20 protein-coding genes and 1 tRNA gene are annotated in these 20188 nt (G+C 68.0%); 9 read left to right on the forward strand and 12 right to left on the reverse strand.

What is annotated here, in order from left to right:
- The first annotated feature begins 89 nt into the window (after window positions 1-89).
- Both A3ES_RS0119935 and A3ES_RS0119940 read left to right on the forward strand, forming a co-directional pair.
- The gene (locus A3ES_RS0119935; protein WP_020388608.1) at window positions 90-383 is read left to right on the forward strand and encodes a type II toxin-antitoxin system VapB family antitoxin; all 294 of its coding nucleotides are present in this window, start codon (window positions 90-92) and stop codon (window positions 381-383) included.
- A gap of 23 nt (window positions 384-406) precedes the next feature.
- Complete coding sequence (locus tag A3ES_RS0119940; RefSeq protein ID WP_020388609.1) at window positions 407-970, forward strand: LytR C-terminal domain-containing protein; 564 nt, start codon at window positions 407-409, stop codon at window positions 968-970.
- A 24-nt stretch (window positions 971-994) separates the two neighbouring features.
- Here the strand turns inward: A3ES_RS0119940 and A3ES_RS0119945 are convergent, their stop codons facing one another.
- The 4 genes from A3ES_RS0119945 to A3ES_RS0119960 form a co-directional block, all read right to left on the reverse strand.
- Complete coding sequence (locus A3ES_RS0119945) at window positions 995-2503, reverse strand: potassium/proton antiporter (RefSeq protein ID WP_020388610.1); 1509 nt, start codon at window positions 2501-2503, stop codon at window positions 995-997.
- Between the two features lie 159 nt (window positions 2504-2662).
- Window positions 2663-2753: transfer RNA gene (locus tag A3ES_RS0119950), tRNA-Ser, on the reverse strand.
- 13 nt (window positions 2754-2766) lie between these two features.
- Window positions 2767-3201, reverse strand: coding sequence for a tRNA adenosine(34) deaminase TadA (gene tadA / locus A3ES_RS0119955; RefSeq protein ID WP_020388611.1), 435 nt, complete (start codon window positions 3199-3201; stop codon window positions 2767-2769).
- A gap of 28 nt (window positions 3202-3229) precedes the next feature.
- The gene (locus tag A3ES_RS0119960; RefSeq protein WP_237745001.1) at window positions 3230-3730 is read right to left on the reverse strand and encodes a tRNA adenosine deaminase-associated protein; all 501 of its coding nucleotides are present in this window, start codon (window positions 3728-3730) and stop codon (window positions 3230-3232) included.
- A gap of 143 nt (window positions 3731-3873) precedes the next feature.
- Here A3ES_RS0119960 and upp point away from each other — a divergent pair, with 143 nt between their 5' ends.
- The gene (upp, locus tag A3ES_RS0119965; protein ID WP_020388613.1) at window positions 3874-4515 is read left to right on the forward strand and encodes a uracil phosphoribosyltransferase; all 642 of its coding nucleotides are present in this window, start codon (window positions 3874-3876) and stop codon (window positions 4513-4515) included.
- Between the two features lie 3 nt (window positions 4516-4518).
- On the opposite strand, the gene A3ES_RS0119970 is transcribed toward upp, so the two are convergent.
- The 3 genes from A3ES_RS0119970 to A3ES_RS0119980 all read right to left on the reverse strand — a co-directional run bounded on the left by A3ES_RS0119970 (window position 4519) and on the right by A3ES_RS0119980 (window position 7527).
- Window positions 4519-5490, reverse strand: a complete 972-nt coding sequence (locus A3ES_RS0119970) for a phage baseplate protein (RefSeq protein ID WP_020388614.1) — start codon at window positions 5488-5490, stop codon at window positions 4519-4521.
- Window positions 5491-5569: 79 nt separating this feature from the next.
- On the reverse strand, window positions 5570-6484 hold the full coding sequence (locus A3ES_RS0119975) for a 1,4-dihydroxy-2-naphthoyl-CoA synthase (RefSeq protein WP_020388615.1): 915 nt from the start codon (window positions 6482-6484) through the stop codon (window positions 5570-5572).
- Window positions 6485-6513: 29 nt separating this feature from the next.
- A complete protein-coding gene (locus tag A3ES_RS0119980; RefSeq protein ID WP_020388616.1) occupies window positions 6514-7527 on the reverse strand; it encodes a LacI family DNA-binding transcriptional regulator in 1014 nt (337 codons plus the stop codon).
- Between the two features lie 147 nt (window positions 7528-7674).
- Between A3ES_RS0119980 and A3ES_RS0119985 the strand changes: the two genes are divergently transcribed.
- Window positions 7675-9684 (forward strand): Xaa-Pro dipeptidyl-peptidase, encoded by a 2010-nt coding sequence (locus tag A3ES_RS0119985; RefSeq protein ID WP_020388617.1) that lies wholly within the window; start codon window positions 7675-7677, stop codon window positions 9682-9684.
- 459 nt (window positions 9685-10143) lie between these two features.
- Here the strand turns inward: A3ES_RS0119985 and A3ES_RS0119990 are convergent, their stop codons facing one another.
- Window positions 10144-11076, reverse strand: coding sequence for a helix-turn-helix domain-containing protein (locus A3ES_RS0119990; protein ID WP_026163025.1), 933 nt, complete (start codon window positions 11074-11076; stop codon window positions 10144-10146).
- Window positions 11077-11533: 457 nt separating this feature from the next.
- Between A3ES_RS0119990 and A3ES_RS0119995 the strand changes: the two genes are divergently transcribed.
- Both A3ES_RS0119995 and A3ES_RS0120000 read left to right on the forward strand, forming a co-directional pair.
- On the forward strand, window positions 11534-11860 hold the full coding sequence (locus A3ES_RS0119995; protein ID WP_026163026.1) for a PadR family transcriptional regulator: 327 nt from the start codon (window positions 11534-11536) through the stop codon (window positions 11858-11860).
- A complete protein-coding gene (locus A3ES_RS0120000; protein WP_020388620.1) occupies window positions 11857-13080 on the forward strand; it encodes an HAAS signaling domain-containing protein in 1224 nt (407 codons plus the stop codon). Before A3ES_RS0119995 ends, A3ES_RS0120000 begins: the two co-directional genes overlap by 4 nt.
- 15 nt (window positions 13081-13095) lie before the next feature.
- On the opposite strand, the gene A3ES_RS0120005 is transcribed toward A3ES_RS0120000, so the two are convergent.
- The 4 genes from A3ES_RS0120005 to A3ES_RS0120020 form a co-directional block, all read right to left on the reverse strand.
- The gene (locus tag A3ES_RS0120005) at window positions 13096-13815 is read right to left on the reverse strand and encodes a GNAT family N-acetyltransferase (protein WP_026163027.1); all 720 of its coding nucleotides are present in this window, start codon (window positions 13813-13815) and stop codon (window positions 13096-13098) included.
- Window positions 13816-13836: 21 nt separating this feature from the next.
- On the reverse strand, window positions 13837-14913 hold the full coding sequence (locus A3ES_RS0120010; protein WP_020388622.1) for an adenylate/guanylate cyclase domain-containing protein: 1077 nt from the start codon (window positions 14911-14913) through the stop codon (window positions 13837-13839).
- The gene (locus A3ES_RS0120015) at window positions 14894-15298 is read right to left on the reverse strand and encodes a cyclic nucleotide-binding domain-containing protein (RefSeq protein WP_020388623.1); all 405 of its coding nucleotides are present in this window, start codon (window positions 15296-15298) and stop codon (window positions 14894-14896) included. The genes A3ES_RS0120010 and A3ES_RS0120015 overlap by 20 nt, the downstream gene beginning before the upstream one ends.
- 104 nt (window positions 15299-15402) lie before the next feature.
- On the reverse strand, window positions 15403-16611 hold the full coding sequence (locus A3ES_RS0120020) for a riboflavin synthase (RefSeq protein ID WP_020388624.1): 1209 nt from the start codon (window positions 16609-16611) through the stop codon (window positions 15403-15405).
- Between the two features lie 269 nt (window positions 16612-16880).
- On the opposite strand from A3ES_RS0120020, the gene A3ES_RS0120025 reads away from it, so the two are divergent.
- The 3 genes from A3ES_RS0120025 (at window position 16881) to A3ES_RS0120035 (ending at window position 20137) form a co-directional block, all read left to right on the forward strand.
- Window positions 16881-18128: a glycosyltransferase gene (locus tag A3ES_RS0120025; protein ID WP_026163028.1), complete on the forward strand. Its 1248-nt coding sequence runs from the start codon at window positions 16881-16883 to the stop codon at window positions 18126-18128.
- A 132-nt stretch (window positions 18129-18260) separates the two neighbouring features.
- On the forward strand, window positions 18261-19787 hold the full coding sequence (locus tag A3ES_RS0120030) for a DUF4185 domain-containing protein (RefSeq protein ID WP_020388626.1): 1527 nt from the start codon (window positions 18261-18263) through the stop codon (window positions 19785-19787).
- Window positions 19787-20137: a hypothetical protein gene (locus tag A3ES_RS0120035; RefSeq protein WP_020388627.1), complete on the forward strand. Its 351-nt coding sequence runs from the start codon at window positions 19787-19789 to the stop codon at window positions 20135-20137. Before A3ES_RS0120030 ends, A3ES_RS0120035 begins: the two co-directional genes overlap by 1 nt.
- The last annotated feature ends 51 nt before the right edge of the window (window positions 20138-20188 follow it).

Here is a 20188-nt window from a genome sequence, read left to right on the forward strand (position 1 = left end):
CCCGGGCAGAAGGTTGAGTGCTCGGGCCAACTTTCCCGGTGACATTCCTGACCTCTCACCGACCCTCAGGCCCCGCTAGACTTCGGTGGGTGATCTTCAAGCGCGTCGGCGAGGAACGGCCTTACCCGGACCACGGGTACAAGCCGAAGGACTGGTCTGTGCTGCCACCGAGGCAGGTGCGGCTCGACCAGCTCGTGACCACCAAGGGCACTCTCGACCTCAACGCGCTGCTCGACGAGGACTCGACCTTCTACGGCGACCTGTTCGCCCACGTGGTCGAGTTCAAGGGCGAGATGTACCTCGAGGACGGTCTGCACCGCGCTCTGCGCGCGGCCCTGCAGCAGCGTCTGGTCCTGCACGCCCGGGTTCTGGTCGTGGATTAAGTCATGAGTCGGGGGACTGTCAGATGAGCGCACTCCAGCCACAGCCGCGGCCGCACTCGCGGATTCACTGGCGGACGCCCATCACGATGGTGGTGCTGCTGTCGGTGCTGGTCGGGGGCGCGTGGTGGGGATGGAACTCGCTGACCAAGAGCAGCGCGGAGCCGAACTGCGTCGAGACCAAGATGGCGAACGACCGGCTGACGCCGAAACAGGTCGTCGTGAACGTCTACAACGGCGGCGCCAAGGCCGGTACGGCGGCCGCGGTGGCGCAGATACTGAAGAAGCGCGGCTTCAACATCGGCAAGATCGCGAACGAGCCGAAGGGTGACAAGGTCGCCGGCGTCGCACTGCGCGGGACGACGGCCAACGCGCCGGAGATGAACCTGATCGCCGGTCAGGTGCTCGGGAAGGTGAAGGCCCTCGCCGACGCCCGCCCCGACCACACCGTCGACCTCGTCGTCGGTGAGGGCTACCGGGGACTGCGCCCGGAAGGGGTCAAGTCGATCGCCCTCGCCAAGGAAACCACCCTGTGCCTGCCGAGCATCCGCCCCAGCCAGCCGATCCCGTCCGGCCAAAACCCCGGCTGAGCCAAGCAGCCCACCACTGGTGGGTTACTGCTGTTCGCGGCCGCGTTCGCCGAACCAGCCGGCCAGGCGGCCGGCCCGGCTGACTGCGCGGAGGCGGCGGACCGTCTGCTCGCGTACTGCGGTCGGCGCGACCACCAGTACGGCGTCGCCGGCGCGCAGTACGGTCCGGAGCTCGGGGACGAAGGCACGCTTCTCCCGGATCACCAGCGAAACCGACACCCCCGCCGGCAGCCGTAGCTCGCCGATCTCGACGCCGGCCAGCCGTGACTCGCTCGGGATCTGCACCTGCAGCATGTCCGCGCCCAGCGACTCCAGCGGCGCCACGTCGATATCCACCTCATGCGACGCGTTGTCGTCGAGCACCCCCAGCCGCTTCGCCAGCCACGGCAGCGACGGCCCCTGCATCAGCGTGAACAGCAGCACGAGCACGAACACCACGTCGAACACCCGGGTCGCCTGTGGCACCTTCTCCGCGAGCGGGATCGTCGCGAGCACAATCGGTACCGCGCCGCGCAGCCCGGCCCAGGCGATGAACGTCTGCTCCCGCCACGGGATCCGGAACCAGGACACCGACAACGTCACCGCCGCGAACCGCCCGACCACGGTGACCGAGATCCCGATCACCAGCGCGAGCAGTACGTCGTTCAGCCGGATCCGCCCCGGCGACGCGAGCAGGCCGAGCATCACGAACAGCCCGATCTGCGCCAGCCAGGCGAACCCGTCGACGAACGACCTGGTTGCGAGCCGGTGCGGCAACTCCGCCCGCCCGAGGACCAGGCTGGTCACGTAGACGGCGGCGAACCCCGACACGTGCAGCAGCACCGTGCCACCGGCGTACGAGACGAAGCAGAGGGAGACGATCGCCAGCGGGTACAGGCCGGCCGAGCCGAGCGCGACCCGGCGGATCAGGCCGACAGCGGCCCAGCCGATCACGAAGCCGAACAGGGCGCCGATCACGAGCTCGTAGAGGACCAGGCCGGCGAAGTACGGGAGACCGTGCTCCTGCAGGCCGTCGGTGCTCACCAGAGTCACCAGGAGGACCGTCGGGGCGTCGTTGAGACCCGACTCGGCCTCCAGCATGCCCCGGAGCCGTGGACGGACGGGGACGCGCCGCAGTACGGAGAAGACCGCGGCGGCGTCTGTCGGCGACGTGATGGCGCCTAGGAGCACCGAGATCTGCCAGTCGAGGCCGAGCACGTAGTGGGCGACACAGGCCACCACACCCACGCTGATGGCGACGCCGAGGGTCGCCATCACGACGCCCACTGGCATCACCGGGCGGACTTCGTTCCACCGGGTGGTCAGACCACCCTCGATCAGGATGATCACCAGCGCCGCGAACCCGAGCGCGTGCGCGAGCTCCGCGTCCTCGAACTGGATCCCGGCGCCCGACTCGCCCAGCATCAGGCCCATCGCGAGGTAGATCAGCAGCGACGGAAGGCCCAGCCGCCCGGTCAGCCGGACGGCGATGATCGCCACCAGCAGTACGCCGGCGCCGGCGAGCAAGATCCGGTCGAGCTCATGGACGTCCACGTCGGCCCTCTACTTCTCGGGTCGGGACTGCAGCTTAATGGAGCCGTGCCTCCGGCAACGAATCATCAGCGCGGAGTGAGATCGTGTCAGAAAGGAACGGAGACCCTGACGCATCACACAGCATCAGGGTCTCCGGCGTAACTACCACCCGAGAGTGGTTGGCGGTGGCGGAGGGATTTGAACCCTCGGAAGGGGGGTACCCTTCACGCGCTTTCGAGGCGCGCTCCTTCGGCCGCTCGGACACGCCACCGCCGCAGAGGCTATCAAGACCTATGGCCTGTGAAGAAATCGCGGAGTCGCGCACCCGCTTCGTCGGCCATCACGCCGCCCACCACCTCGGGCCGGTGATTGAGTCTGCGGTCCCGGACGACGTCCCAGAGCGAGCCGACCGCACCCGCCTTTTCGTCGTACGCCGCGAACACCAGCCGGTCCAGCCGGGACAGTACGATCGCGCCCGCGCACATCGTGCAGGGCTCGAGCGTGACGACGAGCGTGCAGCCGGTGAGCCGCCATTCGCCGACGTGCCGGGCCGCCTCGCGGATGGCCAGTACCTCGGCGTGGGCGGTCGGATCCCCGGTCGCCTCCCGCTCGTTGTGCCCTCGGCCGATCACCTGGGCATCGGCGTCCACGACGATCGCCCCGATCGGTACGTCGGCGCTGCCGTGCGCACGCTCGGCTTCTTCCAGCGCGAGGCCCATCAGCTGGGCCCACGCCCGGTGGGCGGGATTAACCAATGGCTTCGATCGCCTCGTGGAACTGGTTGCCGAAGCCGAGCACCTCGGCGATCTCCTCGAGCATCTCCTCGGGGTACAGGTCGACGTCGTCGATCAGCGCGCCCAGATCCATCGCGCTCATCCCCAGGTCGGCGACGATGCCGAGGTCACCGGCCGGGACCTGCTCGTCGTCGTCATCGGCCAGCAGGATGTCGAGCTCGTCGACGACCTGCTTGGCCAGCGGCCACTCGGTGGCGGCGGTGACGTCGGAGATCAGCAGCCGGGCGCGGCCGCCGATCACCCGGAGCAGGATGAAGAAGTCCTCGTCGACCGAGATCATCCCGATCACCCCCGCGTCGCCGGGATAGCGCCGCAGCGCCGAGACGAGCGCGGACAGGTCGGGCTCCCCCCGCAGTGCCAGCGGCGCGACCAGCCAGTCCCCGTCCTCGGTGTAGGCAGCGACCGCGAAGTCGAGCTCGGTGGTGGTCATCGGCCCAGCCGTGGGATCAGACACATTTTCATGGTCGCAGACTCGCGTACCAGTTTTCTCTTTTTTACTGCATTTTCTGTTTCTGTTCCCGGTCAGTATTGGAAGGTGGCCCGGCTAGCAGCGGGCGTACTTCCCGGCAGCGAATCGCCGACGGTAGCGTTCCGGCCATGCAGATCCTCGTCGTGGACCATCCGCTCGTCGCCCACAAGCTCACCACCCTGCGGGACGAGCGGACGGATTCGCCGACTTTCCGGCGGCTGACCGAGGAACTCGTCACGCTGCTCGCCTACGAGGCCACCCGGGACGTCCGGACCGGCCCGATCACCGTCACCACCCCGGTCGCCGAGGCGGAGGGCATCAAGCTGACCTCCCCCAAGCCACTCGTCGTACCGATCCTGCGCGCCGGTCTCGGCATGCTCGAGGGGATGTCGCGGCTGCTCCCGACGGCCGAGGTCGGCTTCCTCGGGATGATCCGCAACGAGGAGACACTGACGGCTTCGACGTACGCCGAACGGCTGCCCGAGGACCTGTCCGGCCGGCAGTGCTACGTGCTCGACCCGATGCTGGCGACCGGCGGCACACTGGCCGCGGCGATCCAGTTCCTGGTGGATCGCGGCGCCGACCACATCACCGCGATCTGCATCCTGGCCGCGCCCGAGGGCGTCGAGCGGATCGAGCGCGAACTCGCCGACGTGGACATCCCCTGCACGCTCGTGATCGCCGGGATGGACTCGCACCTGAACGAGAAGGGCTACATCGTGCCAGGCCTGGGCGACGCCGGTGACCGCTTGTACGGCGTCGCCCAGTAGTCGCTAGACCAGGTCGTTGCGGTAGAAGAGGTTGGCTCGGCGGTCGCCGCTGACGCCCGACGCGAAGCCGAAGTACAGGCGGGCGGTCGCGTCGGTCGAGCCGTAGACCGCCATCCCCTCGGCCTCGCGGTAGGTCAGGCTCTTCCCGGCCAGGGTCAGGAACGAGTCCACGATCTTCCCGGCGTTGATGTCGTAGGCCCACAGTTTCGAGTTGGCCTTGGTCTCGTCCGGCTCGCCGGGATAGGCCGTGCCCTCCCAGAAGTAGCAGTACGAGCCGTAGAGCGCCCAGCCCTGGAAGGCGACACCCGCAGTCAAAGTCGGCTGCTTGAAGGACGCGAGCACGGTCGAGTAGTCCCCAGCGGACGCTGCGGCGAGGTCGTAGACATTGATGCGCATGCCGTCGGGCGACGAGTGGCGTACGCCGAGCCGGCCGTACCGCTGGTCCACCGCGGGCGTGAAGACGCTGCCGCCCGCGACCGGCTTCCACTTCGTCACCGAGGACGAACTCAGGGTGGCGCCGTTCTTCCACGGGAACCGGCAGATCTGACGTCCCCGCCCGTTCGCGGTGTCCACGTCCGTCTCGGTCCAGATGTACGTCGTACTGCCGACCGCCTGGGCGCCGATCGAGACGGCATGGCCGAAGCCGTTCAGGTACATGTGGCCGAGCACGGTCCCCGAGAAGCTCAGCTGGCTGAGTGTCAGGTCACCGCTGTTGGCCGGCGTGCCTGATCTGAGCTGGCCGGTGAACAGCCGGTTGTTCGGGGTGTCGAAGGCGAACGACTGCATCACCGTCGGACCCCACAGCGGCTTGCTGCGGAAGAACTCGTTGGTTGTCGCGCTCATCTTGAACCGCTTGGTGGCGGGCAGCGCGGCAGCACGGACAGGGCGGGCGGAGGCGGTGGGAAGGCCGAGGGAACCGGCGGCGACAAGCGCACCGGCTCCCGCGAGCAGTCCACGGCGGGAGAGGTTGTCCATACCGGTCGACGGTAAGTGACTTACCGAGAACTGTCAGTAGCTCGAACAATAGTTTCTGGGAACTACTCACGAACTCCCGTTAGAACGCGTACGGGTAGCCCGACCAGTCGGCCGGCCGCTTCTCCAGGAAGGAGTCGCGCCCCTCGGCCGCCTCGTCCGTGCCGTAGGCCAGCCGGGTCGCCTCGCCGGCGAAGATCTGCTGGCCGACCAGGCCGTCGTCGATCAGGTTGAACGAGTACTTCAGCATCCGCTGCGCGGTCGGCGACTTCGCGCAGATCTTCCGGCCCCACTCCAGCGCGACGGCTTCCAGCTCCGCGTGCGGCACGACCTTGTTGACCATGCCCATCCGGTAGGCGTCCTCGGCGGAGTACTCGTCGCCCAGGAAGAAGATCTCGCGGGCGAACTTCTGCCCGACCTGCCGGGCCAGGTACGCCGATCCGAACCCGCCGTCGAAGGAGGCGACATCCGCGTCGGTCTGCTTGAACCGCGCGTGCTCGGCCGAGGCCAGCGTCAGGTCGCAGACGACATGCAGGCTGTGCCCGCCGCCGGCCGCCCAGCCCGGTACGACGCAGATGACGACCTTCGGCATGAAGCGGATCAGCCGCTGCACCTCTAGGATGTGCAGCCGGCCGGCCTTGGCAGGATCGATCGTGTCGGCCGTGGTGCCCTCGGCGTACTTGTACCCGTCCTTGCCCCGGATCCGCTGGTCGCCGCCGGAGCAGAACGCCCAGCCGCCGTCGCGCGGGGACGGGCCGTTGCCGGTGATCAGCACGCAGCCGACGTCGGACGACATCCGCGCGTGGTCGAGCACCCGGTACAGCTCGTCGACCGTCTGCGGCCGGAACGCGTTGCGTACCTCGGGCCGGTTGAACGCGATCCGGACCACCCCGGCATCCACCGAGCGGTGGTAGGTGAGGTCGGTCAGGTCGAACCCGTCGACCTGCTTCCAGACCGACGGGTCGAAAATCTCGGAGATCTGCGCGGGATCAGTCACTCCGCGAGCATATTCAGAGCTCGCAAGGCTCAGCGCTGCCGGGTGCTCTCCCGCAGGACGACCTCAGCCGGGAACGTCTCGGTCTGCGGCTCGCCACCCTCGACCGCCAACTCCAGCGCCCGGCGGCCCATCTGCTCCAGCGGCAACCGCACAGTGGTCAGCCCGGGCCAGACGTCCCGCAGCGTCGCGATGTCGTCGAAGCCCGCGACAGACAGCTCCCCCGGTACGTCGACCCCGCGCGCCCGCAGCGCCGACATGGCACCGACCGCCATCACGTCGTTGACGGCGAAGAGACAGTCGAGATCCGCCTTGCTGTCAAGGAGCTCCAGCGCCGCCGCATGTCCACCGTCACGAGTGAACTCACCGGCCTGTACTGCGACCGGCTCCAGCCCCGACTCGGCCAGCCCGGCCACGAACCCGTCACGCCGGTCCCGAGCCGTCGCCAGCCCTTCCGGACCACCCAGTACGCCGAACTTGCGCAACCCGAGACCCACCAGCGACCGGGCCAGCTCGGCCGCGCCGGCCCGGTTGTCCGGCTCGATCGTGTGGGCGGGCATGCCTGCCTGGCTGACCAGGGCCAGCCCCGCACCGGAGTTCAGGAAGGTCTCGATCTCGGTCGCCGTCCGGGCCAGCCCTTCGGCGTCGGTCCGGCGCGAGCCGATCATCACCGCGGCCCGGGCCCGCTGAGCGCGCAAGGACGAGAGGTAGGCAATCTCACGGTCGGCGTCACGGAACGTGCTGGCCATCATCACCAGCAGGCCGCGCTCGTCGGCGGCCCGCATCACGCCGTTCGCGATCGCCGCGAAGTACGGGTCCTCGATGTCGTGGACGAGGATGCCGACCACGTTGGTCGACGATTTCGCCAGTGCCTGCGCCTGGGCGTTCGGCGTGTAGCCGAGCGCCGCCGCGGCGTCCCGGACGCGTTCCTGCAGCTCCGGGCGTGGCACCCGGTCGCCGCCGTTCAGCACGCGTGAAGCGGTCGCCACGGACACGCCCGCGCGCTGCGCCACATCGAGCAGTGTGACTGGTGCTCGCAGGTTCATCGCTTTGCCCACCTTCCGTACATCTCCCCCTGGGTGGCGGTCACACTATCGGAAGTGGCGCCGGCATCACCCTGTGTGGCTGTGATGTGGCCGGGAATGTTCTCAGAACCTGGCTTTGCGGCGCTGGAATGACTAGCCTTCCCAGCCATGACGACCGTCCGCGCCAGGGTGCTCCTCCTGGCTTCGTCCACCGCGCTGTTAGGCCTGAGTACCGTCACCGGTACTGCGGCTGCCGCGCCGGCGCCGGACGGGGTCTTCGGGGGTTTCGCTGCCCCGGAGAGCACGGAGCAGAGCTCTGAAACGGCCCCGGCGCCGGATGCGGATCAGCCCGGAACGCGGGCCGCGGACTCCGACGTACCGCCGAACGTGGACCCGGGCAAGCGCAGTACGCAGCCGGTCTACGACTACGCCAACGCGATCCGTGAGTCCGTGTACGTCGATACCACCATGGACACCGACTCCGACGGCAGCAACGACGTGATCGCGGTCGACATCGTCCGCCCCCGCGAGACCGCCGCGGCCGGCCGCAAGATCCCGGTCATCATGGACGCCTCGCCGTACTACTCCTGCTGCGGACGCGGCAACGAGAGCGAGAAGAAGACCTACGACGAGAACGGCGACATCCAGAAGATGCCGCTGTTCTACGACAACTACTTCGTCCCGCGCGGGTACGCGATGGTCGGCGTCGACATCGTCGGCACCAACCGCTCCACCGGCTGCGGCGACGTCGGCGGCAAGGACGAGATCGACTCGGTGGTCGCGGTGATCGACTGGCTGAACGGCCGCAACACCGCCAGTACCGCCGACGGCGCGCCCGTCCGGGCGACCTGGACCACCGGCTCGGTCGGGATGATCGGCAAGTCCTACGACGGCACGCTGGCCAACGGCGTGGCCGCGACCGGAGTCCGCGGGCTGAAGACGATCGTGCCGATCTCGGCGATCTCCTCGTGGTACGACTACTCCCGCTCCGGCGGCGTACCGTACTCGGTCGACTACATGCCCTGGCTCGCCGACTACGTCGGTCACAAGACGCCGGCCTGCGCCGCGGTGCGCGCCGACCTGGGTGAGCAGGACGACGACGAGACCGGCGACTACACGAGCTTCTGGGCCGAGCGCGACTACCTGAAGGACGCGCGCAAGGTGAAGGCCTCGGTCTTCGTGACCCACGGCCTGAGCGACTACAACGTGCAGACCAACCACTTCGCGCAATGGTGGACCGCGCTGGCCAAGAACGGCGTACCGCGCAAGATCTGGCTCGGCCTGGAAGACCACGTGGACCCGTTCGAGTTCCGCCGCGACGAGTGGGTGGAAGAGCTGCACAAGTGGTTCGACTTCTGGCTGCAAGGCCTGCAGAACAACGTGATGCGCGAGCCGATCGCGACCGTCGAGACCGCTCCGGACGAGTGGAAGAACTACAGCACCTGGCCGGCCACGCAGAAGACCGTGCCGGTCCCGCTGTCGGCCGGCAAGCTCGGCGCGTTCGGCAAGGGGTCCGTCTCCATCACCGACGAGCCGTCGCTGACCGAGGACGACATCGTGGCCACGCCGTCGGCGGTGATCGCCGGGCGGCAGATGTTCTTGTCCGCACCGCTGCCGGCGGCGATCCGGGTCAGCGGCACCCCGACGGTGACGCTGCGGGTCAAGTCCGATTCGCCGACCACGCCGGTGACCGCACGCCTGGTCGAGTACGGCGAAGCCGAGCGGTACTCAGGGATCCGGCGTACCGACACCTCGACCTGCGAAGGCTCGAGCGTCGACTACGACGACTCCTGCTACTTCACGGTCGAGAAGCAGACCGCGGAGAGCGACCACGGCATCGTCAGCCGCGGTTGGGGCGACGCCGCGCACAGCAACTCACTGAGCAAGCCGAAGCCGCTGACACCAGGCAAGTGGTCAACCGTCACCGTGCCACTGCGCGCTCAGGACCAGGTGATCCCGAAGGGCCGCGTGCTCGGCCTCGCGGTGACCTTGAGCGACACCGAGTGGACCACCCCCAACGACACCGGCGCGACCATCGACATCGACCTGGCCAACAGCAAGCTGAACCTGCCGATCACCGTCGGCAAGGTCAACCCACCGACCGCCAAGGCCGCGCCCCTCGAGGTCACCATCAACACCCCGAGCGAACGCCCAGACCTCCACGACCCGAAGAACTAACCGGCGATTGGGCTTGCCGTGTGGGGTTCAATCCCACGCGACCTCCGATGCCCGCTCCTGGGGTTGCTCCACGCGCCCTGTTGCACCGGGTTGAGCGACGAAAGATTCTCCGACTCCTGTGCGATGCCCGCCAACGCTTGTCGCGGTAGCCGTGTTGCAGCCGGAGTTCGTGATGGCCAGGATCCATTGCCTGCCTGCACGCCAGTTGGTATCCGGTGTGGCTGGGAGTTGGAGTTTGGGGAGGATTTTCGCTGGACCTGAGGCGGATTTTGGCCCGATCCGGGGGTATCTTCCTCCCCGAACGGCAGGGGCTGGGCGACGTTGGGCACGGGGTGGGCGCGGTTCGGCCGGTTGGGGTGGCTGGGCGGTGCTCAAGGTCGGGTGGAGGCCATCTGCCGCTGGGGGCGGAAGGCGGTCGAACGCGCTCGCGACGTACGAGAGCGCGTGGGATCAACTGCGCTAGCTCGGAGTACCATCGGCGACGAAGTGCATGGGGTCACCGAAGCCGAGGTCGTTGATTCCTGCGGTGTAGAAGGCGCCGATCAGCAAGGATCGGCGGTGGGCGGCGAAGGTCAGTACGTGCGCGACCATCCCGCCGTAGGTGAAGACGCGCGGCGGTTCACACGTGATGTCGACGAAGCTGTCGTCGAAACGACCCTCTTCGTTCAGCCGATTCACCAGCACCACGAACCGCGAACCCGCCTCCGCATGCCGACTGCGCAACTCGGCGATCGGCGTGGTCACGTCGCGTCCACACTCCGGCACTTGGAACGGCCGGTCCTCCACCGACGCCAGCCACATCTCCTCCTGCCAGACCAGCCGATCCAGCAGATACCGGATCGACACGTCGTCGTCTATCCCTTCCACCGACAGCTCGATCGGCTTGTCCAGCTCCACGGCCGGCAGCCGGCTCCCTCGCTCGATCAGCTCCCCGGTGAGCCAGACGTGATGCTCGACCATCCTGACCAGTACGTCCATCCCTCTCGTCTCCTTCTGAGCGGGCAGGCGCAAACCTGCCGGTGGCTGGAAATGAACTCCACTCGGCGCCGACAGAAAGAACCGCCGCGACGGCTCCCGCCGCCACACTCGCGGCGACATCCCGAACGCCCTGCTGAACGCCCGCGTAAAGGCCTCATGCGACCCGTACCCCGCCTCGATCGCCAACTCGAGCACCCCGGCATCCCCCGCCAACAACCGGTACGCCGCCCGCTCAAGCAACAACCGCCGCCGAAACGCAGACGGCGACTCACCCGCCACAGCCGCAATCACCCGATCGCAATGCGACCGCGACAAATGCACCCGCTCAGCCAGATCGCACCCCGTCGTATCCGGCTCGTCGAGGCTGTCCGCAACCGCGGCGACAAAGCCAGCAAACACATCCGTGGAGTTCATACCTCCACTGTGACCGACCCCGGGCTGCCCCGACTTGATCGATTTCGCTCAACCACCGACGCGGCCTCATGAGGAGTGAGCGAGTCGCGGATGCTGTCCCGACCGACAGGACATAGTGCGATTTTCGGGTCGCGCAAACGCTTGCCCGGGTCAATTCGAGGACTATGTCCTGTCGGTCGGGACAGGACACCCACCGCATCACGCCTCGCCAACCTGGCCGACCACCCACACGTGGTCAAACCGCGCGACGCAGGAGCGCAAACACCCGGTGGGCGGGAGCGCTCGACCAAGCACGCGACGAAGGAGAGCGCGTGGGGAACACCCAGCACCTGACGCTTCGGGGTGAAACAGGATTGCGGAGTACTCTGCGGTGTGTAGTAGTGTGGTCGGCAGAGCACCGCGGGATCGGTCTGAGGGGTCCGGTCTCGCGGTGCACCTAATGGAGGTGGTGGAGGCGATGGACCCGAGTCAGCTGCTCAAGGGCGTGCTCGATCTGGCCGTCCTGGCTGTGCTGCGCGATGCGGACGGCTACGGCTACGACGTACTGCGCCGGTTGCGCGCGGCCGGGCTCGAGGACGTCGCCGACGCCTCGGTGTACGGGACGTTGCGGCGGCTGTTCGCGGCCGGCGCGCTGACGTCGTACGTGCAGCCGAGTGAGGAAGGCCCGCACCGCAAGTACTACGGACTGAACAAGACCGGCTTGGACCTGCTCGCTCAGTCGACCAAGACGTGGAACCACTTCGCCGACACCATGTCGGTGTTGCTGCTCGAGGAGGCGGCGTGAACAGCACTCTGACCGGACCGGTCGCGACCTACCTGGCTCAGGTCAGGGCCGAGCTGAGCGACCTCCCGCCGGGCGAACTGGCCGACGTGCTCGACGATGTCAGCGGCCACCTGACCGAGGTCGCCGCTGAGTTCGAGGACGAGCCGACGGCCGCCTCACTGCAGGAGCGCCTCGGGACGCCGCAGCAGTACGCCGATGAGCTGCGCACCGCGGCCGGCTACCCGCCCCGCAAGGCGACCCCGAAGGAGAAGACCGGCGGCGAAACCGCGCTGCGCTGGGGCATTGCCGCCGCGATCGTCGGACCGTTCTTCGTGGTCATCGGCCTGGCCAACGGCACCGAGGAAACGCTGTTCTTCGGCGTGATCGGCCTGATCGCGTTGTTTGGCGCGGCGTACCTCGGGGTGCGGGCTCTGCGCGGCAGCAACCCGGAGGTCGTGCTGGAGACCCGACGCGGCCAGCAGGCCGCCGAGTCCATCCGCGGCATGCTCGATCAGGTCCCGCCGAACGTGCGGCACGAGCTCGTCACCATCGGCCAGCCTGTCTGGTGGGTGGCACGCGGCGTCGTCGGCGGCGGCGCGATCTTCGCCATGTCGGGGGCCTCTGCCGTCACGGTGGTCGGCGCCCTGGCCGGAGCCGCCGTCTCGGTCTGGATCGGCCGCAAGACGCAGCAGGATCGCCGCTGGCTCTGGTACGTCGTACCGCTGAACGTCATCGCGACCATCATCGTGCCGATCTGGCTGGCCTTCAGCTTCGTCGGCGGCACGTCGTCCGGAGTGTTCGGCAGTGGCGACGACTACTCCGCCAGCTCCGCCAGCTACCGCGAAAGCGGCCTGTGGCTGGATGGCAACCAGGTCGACAACATCTACCCGTTCGACGAGCAGGGCCGGCAGGTGAAGGTCCGGCTCTACGACCAGAGCGGCAACCCGATCAACCTGCCAGTGCAGGACTGCCGGATCAACACTCCCGAGAGCAACACGGATTCTGTCAGCAACACCTTCCCGCAGCGCACCATCACGGATGGCTACGGCTCCAGCGAGAACTGCAAGGACTCCGACAAGGCCCCCTTCGTACCGCCGCCTGCCCCGGCGACGACACCCGCCACACCATCGGCGACCCCCACGCCGCCAGGCGCGAGCGTGACTCCGGGCAAGACACCCACCCCGACGCCGCCGACGTCGTCCAAGCCGGGCGTCACGCTGACGATCACCCCGACTCGCTGATCCAATAACGCTGGGCTACACGTGCGCCGCGGCAACCGCGCGGTACTTGTAGCCCAGCTTGCGATAGACAGCTATCGCCGCATCGTTGTCACCGTGGACCATCAGTGCTGTCAGTCCATGCCGCTTCACCAGCTCGGCCGTCGCGAACGCACACACCTGCCGCGACAATCCCTGCCCTCGCGCAGCCGGCTTCGTAGCCACCCCGGCCAGGAACCCCACCTCGGGAGCACTCCAGGCGTCAGCCGCGATGCTCAGCAACTCGCCCGCTTCACCAGTGACAGCTGCCCACCGGAGTACGCCGGAACTTCCCGGCCATGCGTAGGAGTCCGGCGATGCCTCGCTCAGGAGCTCGTCGACCCCGGCGTCGCCTTCCATCCACGCAGCCGTGGTCGTCTGGGGAGGCGCAACTGTCGTCTCCATCCACCCGAACGCCGCCCGGACCGACAGCCCGGGAACGCGCTCGACCAGCTCGCGGATCAGCGCCTCTTCGCCGAACGGCCGGAGGTGCCGCCCGATCTCCGCTAGCGCGCTGGCGACGAGTGGCGCGAGGTCATCGATCGGCCCGCGTACCACCAGCCGGTCGTGCTTCGACAGATCATGAACGGCCACCGCCACCGCGTCCCCGGAGTACCAGGCTCTGACTCGGCCACCGACCTCACCCTGCCCGGCCCACATCACCAATGGATCCCCGTCAGCGATCGACGCCAGCTCCCCAGCCGTTGAAATCTCATCCACCCGGCCATTGTCTCTGACGGGTCAGTGGTCCGACGAAGCGCGCTGCAGCGCGTACGGCGTCAGGTGGTGGTAGCCGCGGACGGAGACCCGCCGAAGCCTGCGCAACCGGTACGCCGGATGGCCGTCGAGCGCGCCCGCGAGCTCACGGTCGGCGAGAACGCGACCGGGCTTGGCCTCCGACGTCAACCGGGAAGCGAGGTTGACGACCTCGCCGTACACATCGCCCAGGCGGATCAGGATGCTGCCGTAGGCGAGGCCGATCCTGAGCTCGGGCATGTCGCCGACCTCGGAGACCTTGTCCTGCAGGGCCAGTGCGAGTGCGGCGCCCTGGGCGGGAGTGTCGGTGACGAAGAGGACCTCGTCACCGATCGACTTGATCACCCGGCCGCCGTTCAGCGCGACCACATCGGCGGCGAGGCCTTCGAAGCGTTCGATCAGGCTGCCCAGCTCGACCACGGACAGCCGACGGGTCAGCCTGGTATAGCTGACGATGTCGGCGAAGCCCACCACCCGGACTCCGCGGGACAGCTCGTCGGAGCCGGCCATGGCGCGACCGGCGGCCGCCGCGAGATGCCGTCGCCAGACGTAGGTCTGCAACCGTTCCATTGCCGGAAGCAACAATGATGCGACCTCGATGGCGTCGTCCGCGGAGAGCTTGGAGCCGGCCAGCAACTCCAGGAACATCGCCGACTGCCATGACGCCAGCCGGGACTGGGTCTGGCCGAGCTTGCGTGCGAGCGAGGACTCGACCGCGGGGTCGATGAAGCCGTCGTCCTCCAGCGCCGCGACCAGCCGGAGCGCCTCGACATCGCCGTCGGTGAAGGCGATCTCGTCGTCCGGGACGGTGGCGAAGCCGAGCGCGTGCCACATCTGCTCTGCGCGCTCGCTGGAGATACCGGCCCGCTCGGACACCTGGATCCTGGTGAACTTCCGCTCACCACCGAGCAGCGCCTGCTCGAACTCCCGCTGCATCGCCACCAGATCCGGCTCAGATCCGGCAGGCTCCGGGCCGGGCGACTCGGCACCGGCCGGCTCACGGCCCGCCGGCTCACGGCCCGCGGGCTCGGGGCCGGCGGGCTCAGCCGGGTTGGGGACCACGGCGTTCGGCGATGGTGGCGTCGATGGCGTTGCGGAAGTTCGGCAGCCGGTCGGTCAGGTCGTCGAACTTCTCCCGGGTGAAGTGCAGCAACTGCAGCCGCGACTTCGCCGTGACCGTTGCCGTCCGCAACCGGTTCTGCCGGACCGCGACCTCGCCGGCGATGTCACCCGGGCCGAGGACGGCGATCTCCTCGCCCTTGACCCGGACCGCCGCCGTCCCGCTCAGGATCAGGTACGCCGCGTCCGGTGGCGTCTGCTCCAGGATCAGCGACCAGCCGGCCGGAACCGAGACCTCTTCGCCGGCCCGGAAGATGTCCTTGATCTCCCGGCCGGACAGCTCCGCGAACAGCGGCAGGTCCCGCGGGGACGTCCTACCCAGTGCCACGTCGATCCTCCGAGCCCGCCGGGCCTTGACCCGGCGATAGCAGGCCGATGTTTCCAGTCAGTAACTCTAACGGTTGACCTCGCCAGGGGTCACCTTGAGGGCCATCACAGCCACCGGGCGAGATCATGGACGTCGATCATCGGGAGATCCCAGCGCAGCGCGAACTGCTCCAGGTCGACAGCATCGGCCATCACCCCATCCGGCCGCATCACCTCGCAACACACCCCGACCGGAGCCAGACCGGCAGCAACACAAAGCGCAACCGTCGCCTCCGTGTGCCCGCGACGCTCACTCAACAACCCCGACCGAGCTGCGAGCGGAAAGACGTGCCCCGGCTGAAGAAAATCCCCCGGTACTGCGTCCGCCGAGGCCAGCCGCCGAATCGTGGCAGCCCGGTCGGCCGCACTCACCCCGGTCCCGGGCAGCGAGGCCAGATCGATCGGAACATGCATCCGGGTGCCCTGCCGATCCCCCTCGCCAGGCATCCGCGGAATCTCCAACCGCTCCAGCACTTCGGGCGCACACGGAATCGTCGTGTGCCCGCAGGCCTGCGTGAGCAGGAAGATCATCGCCTCCGGCCGGAACCGCTCGGCCGCGAAGACGACATCCCCTTCGCCTTCCAGCGTCGGATCCCACACCACGACACCACCGCCGGCGGCCAACTGGGCAACGACTTTCTGTACGCCGACCGGCCCGCTCAGGTGACCCGCCCATGGCAACCGGGCCACCGCTTCGAGCAGCTCGGGCCCGTGCCCTTCCCGTGCCATCCGGGTGAGCAGGTCACTCTCCAGGTTGACCCGGTCACCCGCCGCGAGCGTGCCGAGATTCGTCTTCTGCAACGTGGCCGGCACCAGCACCACCGAGAAGCGGTCCTTGAGCACTTCGGCCACCGTCAGGCTGACCCCGTTCAGCGCGACCGACGACTTCGCCACCAACCGCGCGAGCAGCCGCTCACCCGGCTTGATCCAAACCCGTCGCCCGGCCGGCTCGTCGTCGACCCGGAGTACCTTGCCGACGCCGTCGACATGCCCCTGGACCAGGTGCCCGTCGATCCGGTCACCGGCCGCAAGGGGCAGTTCGAAGTGGACCGGAGTACCGGCGGTGACTCGGTCGAGCGTTGTCCGCCGGCGGGTCTCGTCGGTGACAGTGGCCACGAGCTCGCCCGGTTCGGCCGACATCATCGTCAGCCGGACACCGTCCAGACAGACGGCGCCTCCGGCAACGAGCGGGATAGCTGGATCGACTGTGATCCGGAGGGATTCGTCGCGTACCTCGGCGACGGTGGCGGTGGTCTCGATACGTCCTGTGAACATGGCTCGCTACCTCTGGGTGAATGAAAGCATCAACCAGGGACCCGGGTCGGATCCGAGCAGGAGCGGGGTATCACCGCTTGGCCCCGGTCGTTGCCGGGTCACTCCGCACCGCGCGGAGCCGACGGGCCAGGGATCACTCCCAGCCGCCACACCTTGGAATCGCACCACGAGCAGTAAAGCACAGGAAAGCGGGACGCTAGCGGGGTCCGGCGCTTAGCATCGGGGTTCGTACGCCGGACTGCGGCGTACCGAGGCTCAGGGGTGGGCGCATGCGAGTAGTCATGGTGGGAATGGGCAGCCGGGGGGACGCGCAGCCGATGGCCGTGCTCGGCGCGGAACTGGCTGCGCGCGGGCACGACGTCACGCTCGGGTTGTGTTCCGATCTGGTCTGGATCGGGCGGGCGCTCGGCCTGCGTACGGTCGATCTGCGGGTGAGCGCCAAGGACTTCCTGGAGTCGGAGCAGGGCCAGCAGTGGCTGGCCGCAGGCGATTTCCAGTCCTATGTGCACTGGTTGCTCGACTACAAGCATCAGACCGCGGACCAGTTGCAGGCAGACCTGATCGAACTGGCCTCCGAAGCGGACGTCCTCGTCTCCGGTACTGCGACCGAACTCGAGGCCGTCGTGATCGCCGAGGCCGCGGGCATCCCGTACGCGTCCGTCTATCACGCGCCGATCCGCAGCAACAGCGCGTTCCCGCACCTGCTGGTCTCGACCGACATCTTCTCGCCGGAGCTGAACCTGGAGACCTATGCCCAGGTCGACAGCGCCAACTGGCCGGTCTTCGAGCCGTTCGTCAACAAACTCCGCGCCCGCGTCGGCCTGCCACCGACCGAGGAGACGACCGGCGTCCGCCTCGAACGATCCGGCGCGCTGGAGCTTCAGGCTTACAGCCGGCACGTCGTACCGGAGCTGATCGACTGGGACGTGCGCCGGCCGTTGACCGGATTCCTGACGCCGTCAGCCGACCAGCGCCGGTTGCTCGCCGAGGTTGACGACCCCGAGCTGGATGCGTGGCTCGATGCCGGTGACCCACCCGTGTACTTCGGCTTCGGCAGCATGCCCGTCCTCGAACCGGACGCCGCGCTGGCCATGATCGAAAAGGTCGCCGACACGCTCGGCGTTCGCGCTCTCGTCACTCTCAAAGCCGGTACTGCGAACAACAGCGCGGTCCGAGTCGTCGGAAACCTCAACCACGACACCGTGCTGCCCCGCTGCCTCGCGGCCGTCCACCACGGCGGCGCCGGTACGTCGGCCACCTCGTTGCGCGCCGGCGTCCCGACGGTGGTCTGCGCGGTCTTCGCCGACCAGCCGTTCTGGGGCGCCCAGCTCCAGCGAATGGGCGTCGGCAGCACACTCCGCTTCACCGACCTGAGCGAACCCACCTTGTTCGCCGCGCTCGAACCGATGCTTGCCGACGGCCCCCGTCAGCGCGCGGCCGAGCTGGCCGTCCTGCTCCAGGAAGAAGACGCCACCGCTCAGACCGCCGACGCCCTCGAGCAGTCGCTGCGCGCCTGAGGCCCCGGGCCTGCACCATGCCTGAGCTCTCGGTCTTGCCGGAGGACGCAAGGCGTTGACCGCGGTCCGGGTGATGGCTACGGTGTTTCAGAAATCGATTTCCCGCGCTCTGTCCCGGCCTAGGAGATGCGCATGCAGAAGCGATTCGTTCTGATCCTGCCCTTGCTGCTCGGAGCCGCGATGTTGCCGGCCAACCCGCCACCGGTCGCCCAAGCGTCAGCGATTCCTTCGCCTGCCGAGCAGGTCGCCAAGCTCACCGGGCCCGGTTCGATCAACGACACCGAGGCGCGCTTCCAGCTCAAGTCCACCGATCTCGGCATCCTGTGGGACAACGGCTCGGGCGAGATCCTGACCGCGTTCGGTGACAGCTACGGCAGCGGCTGGACCGGCCCGGGCGGTGGCGTCGGCGACCCGGCGACCCTCGACTGGCGCTGCAACCTGCTGTTCCGCAGCAAGGACCGCAACCTCGCCGACGGCATGACGCTCGACAGCGCGGCCGAAGACCGCCCCGGCCACGCCAAGCAGTTCCTGGACTGCAAGAAGATCGACCGGGACGAGCACACCGTCATCCCGACCGGGGGCATCTCGGTCGGCAAGCGGCAGTACGTGCAGTACATGTCGGTCAACTACTGGGGTCCGGCCGGGAGCTGGTTCACCAACCACTCCGGCTTCGCGTACTCCGACGACAACGGCGAGACCTGGACCAAGGACCCGAAGGCGATCTGGAAGAACACCGCCGCCTGGGACGACAACTTCCAGATGACCGCGCTGGTCCGCCGGGACGGCTACGTCTACATGATCGGTACGCCGAACGGCCGGTTCGGCAACGCGCAGCTGGCCCGCGTGCCGGAGAACCAGGTGCTGTCCAAGAGCTCCTGGCGCTACTGGGACGGCAAGACCTGGTCGAGCCGCATCGGCGCCGCAGTACCGATCGCCATCGGGCCGATCAGCGAAGTATCCGTGCAATGGAACGCGCACCTCGGCAAGTGGCTGATGATGTACCTCGACGAGCAGCGCGCTTCCGTCGTACTGCGTTCTGCGGCGTCCCTCACCGGTCCTTGGTCGGGCGAGCAAATCGTTGTCCGAGGCACCGACTTCCCCGGGCTCTATGGGACGTACCTGCATCCGTGGTCGTCCGGCCAGGATCTCTACTTCACGATGTCGCAGTGGGATCCGTACAACGTGTTCCTGATGCACACCAAGCTGACCGACGACGGTGCGAAGACCAACCTGGTCAGCGATCCCGGCTTCGAAGGACAGGCCGGGCCGTCGCTGTCACCGCCGTGGCAACTCAACGGGCGCGGCGGCATCGACAAGGCCAACCTCGGTCACAGCGGCGCGAACAACGCCTTGCTGCGCGACTCGATCGGCTTGCATCAAGTCCAGCAGAACGTTGCCGTGCGCCCTTATCACCGCTATCGACTGTCCGCCTGGATGCGGACCGCGGACAACAACAGCGAGACGATGCTCGGCGTCCGCTCGCTCCGCGGCAAAGCCCTTGCAGAGAAGGCCGGCGGCGCGCATCCGCAGTACACGCAGGTCAGGGTGGAGTTCGACAGCGGGCGTGAGTCGCTCGTCCAGCTCTACGCCGGATTCTTCGGGCACGGTCAGGATGTCTGGCTACAGCTCGACGACGTCGTACTCGAAGAGATCCGCTGATGCGCCGGCTCGGGCTGGCCCTCGCCTTGTTGATCGGTTGCCTCGTCAACACGTCGTACGCCGAAGCCGCGACGGGGCAACTACTTCGCGATGACACAGGGCTTTATCCGCGGGCGGTCAGGCTCCAGCACAGCGGCGCCGCGAACGGACGGGTGCTGGCCAGCGTGGTCACCTTCGTCGGCAACGCTGACGGGATCGGCGCGATCTACGAGAGCACCAACGATGGCGCGTCGTTCGCGCAGGTCGGTACGGTCGCCGATCCATCCGCCTCGGGCGGCAAGGGACTGTGCTGCGCCACGTTGTTCGAGCTTCCGCAACAAGTTGGGGCGATGCCATCTACCCGCCAGTAGGACGCGGCCGGTTCCGCCCTTCGCACCGCGTGAAGGATTGTTGTCACGGAG

This window comes from Kribbella catacumbae DSM 19601 (assembly GCF_000372465.1).
GTDB classification, from domain to species: domain Bacteria; phylum Actinomycetota; class Actinomycetes; order Propionibacteriales; family Kribbellaceae; genus Kribbella; species Kribbella catacumbae.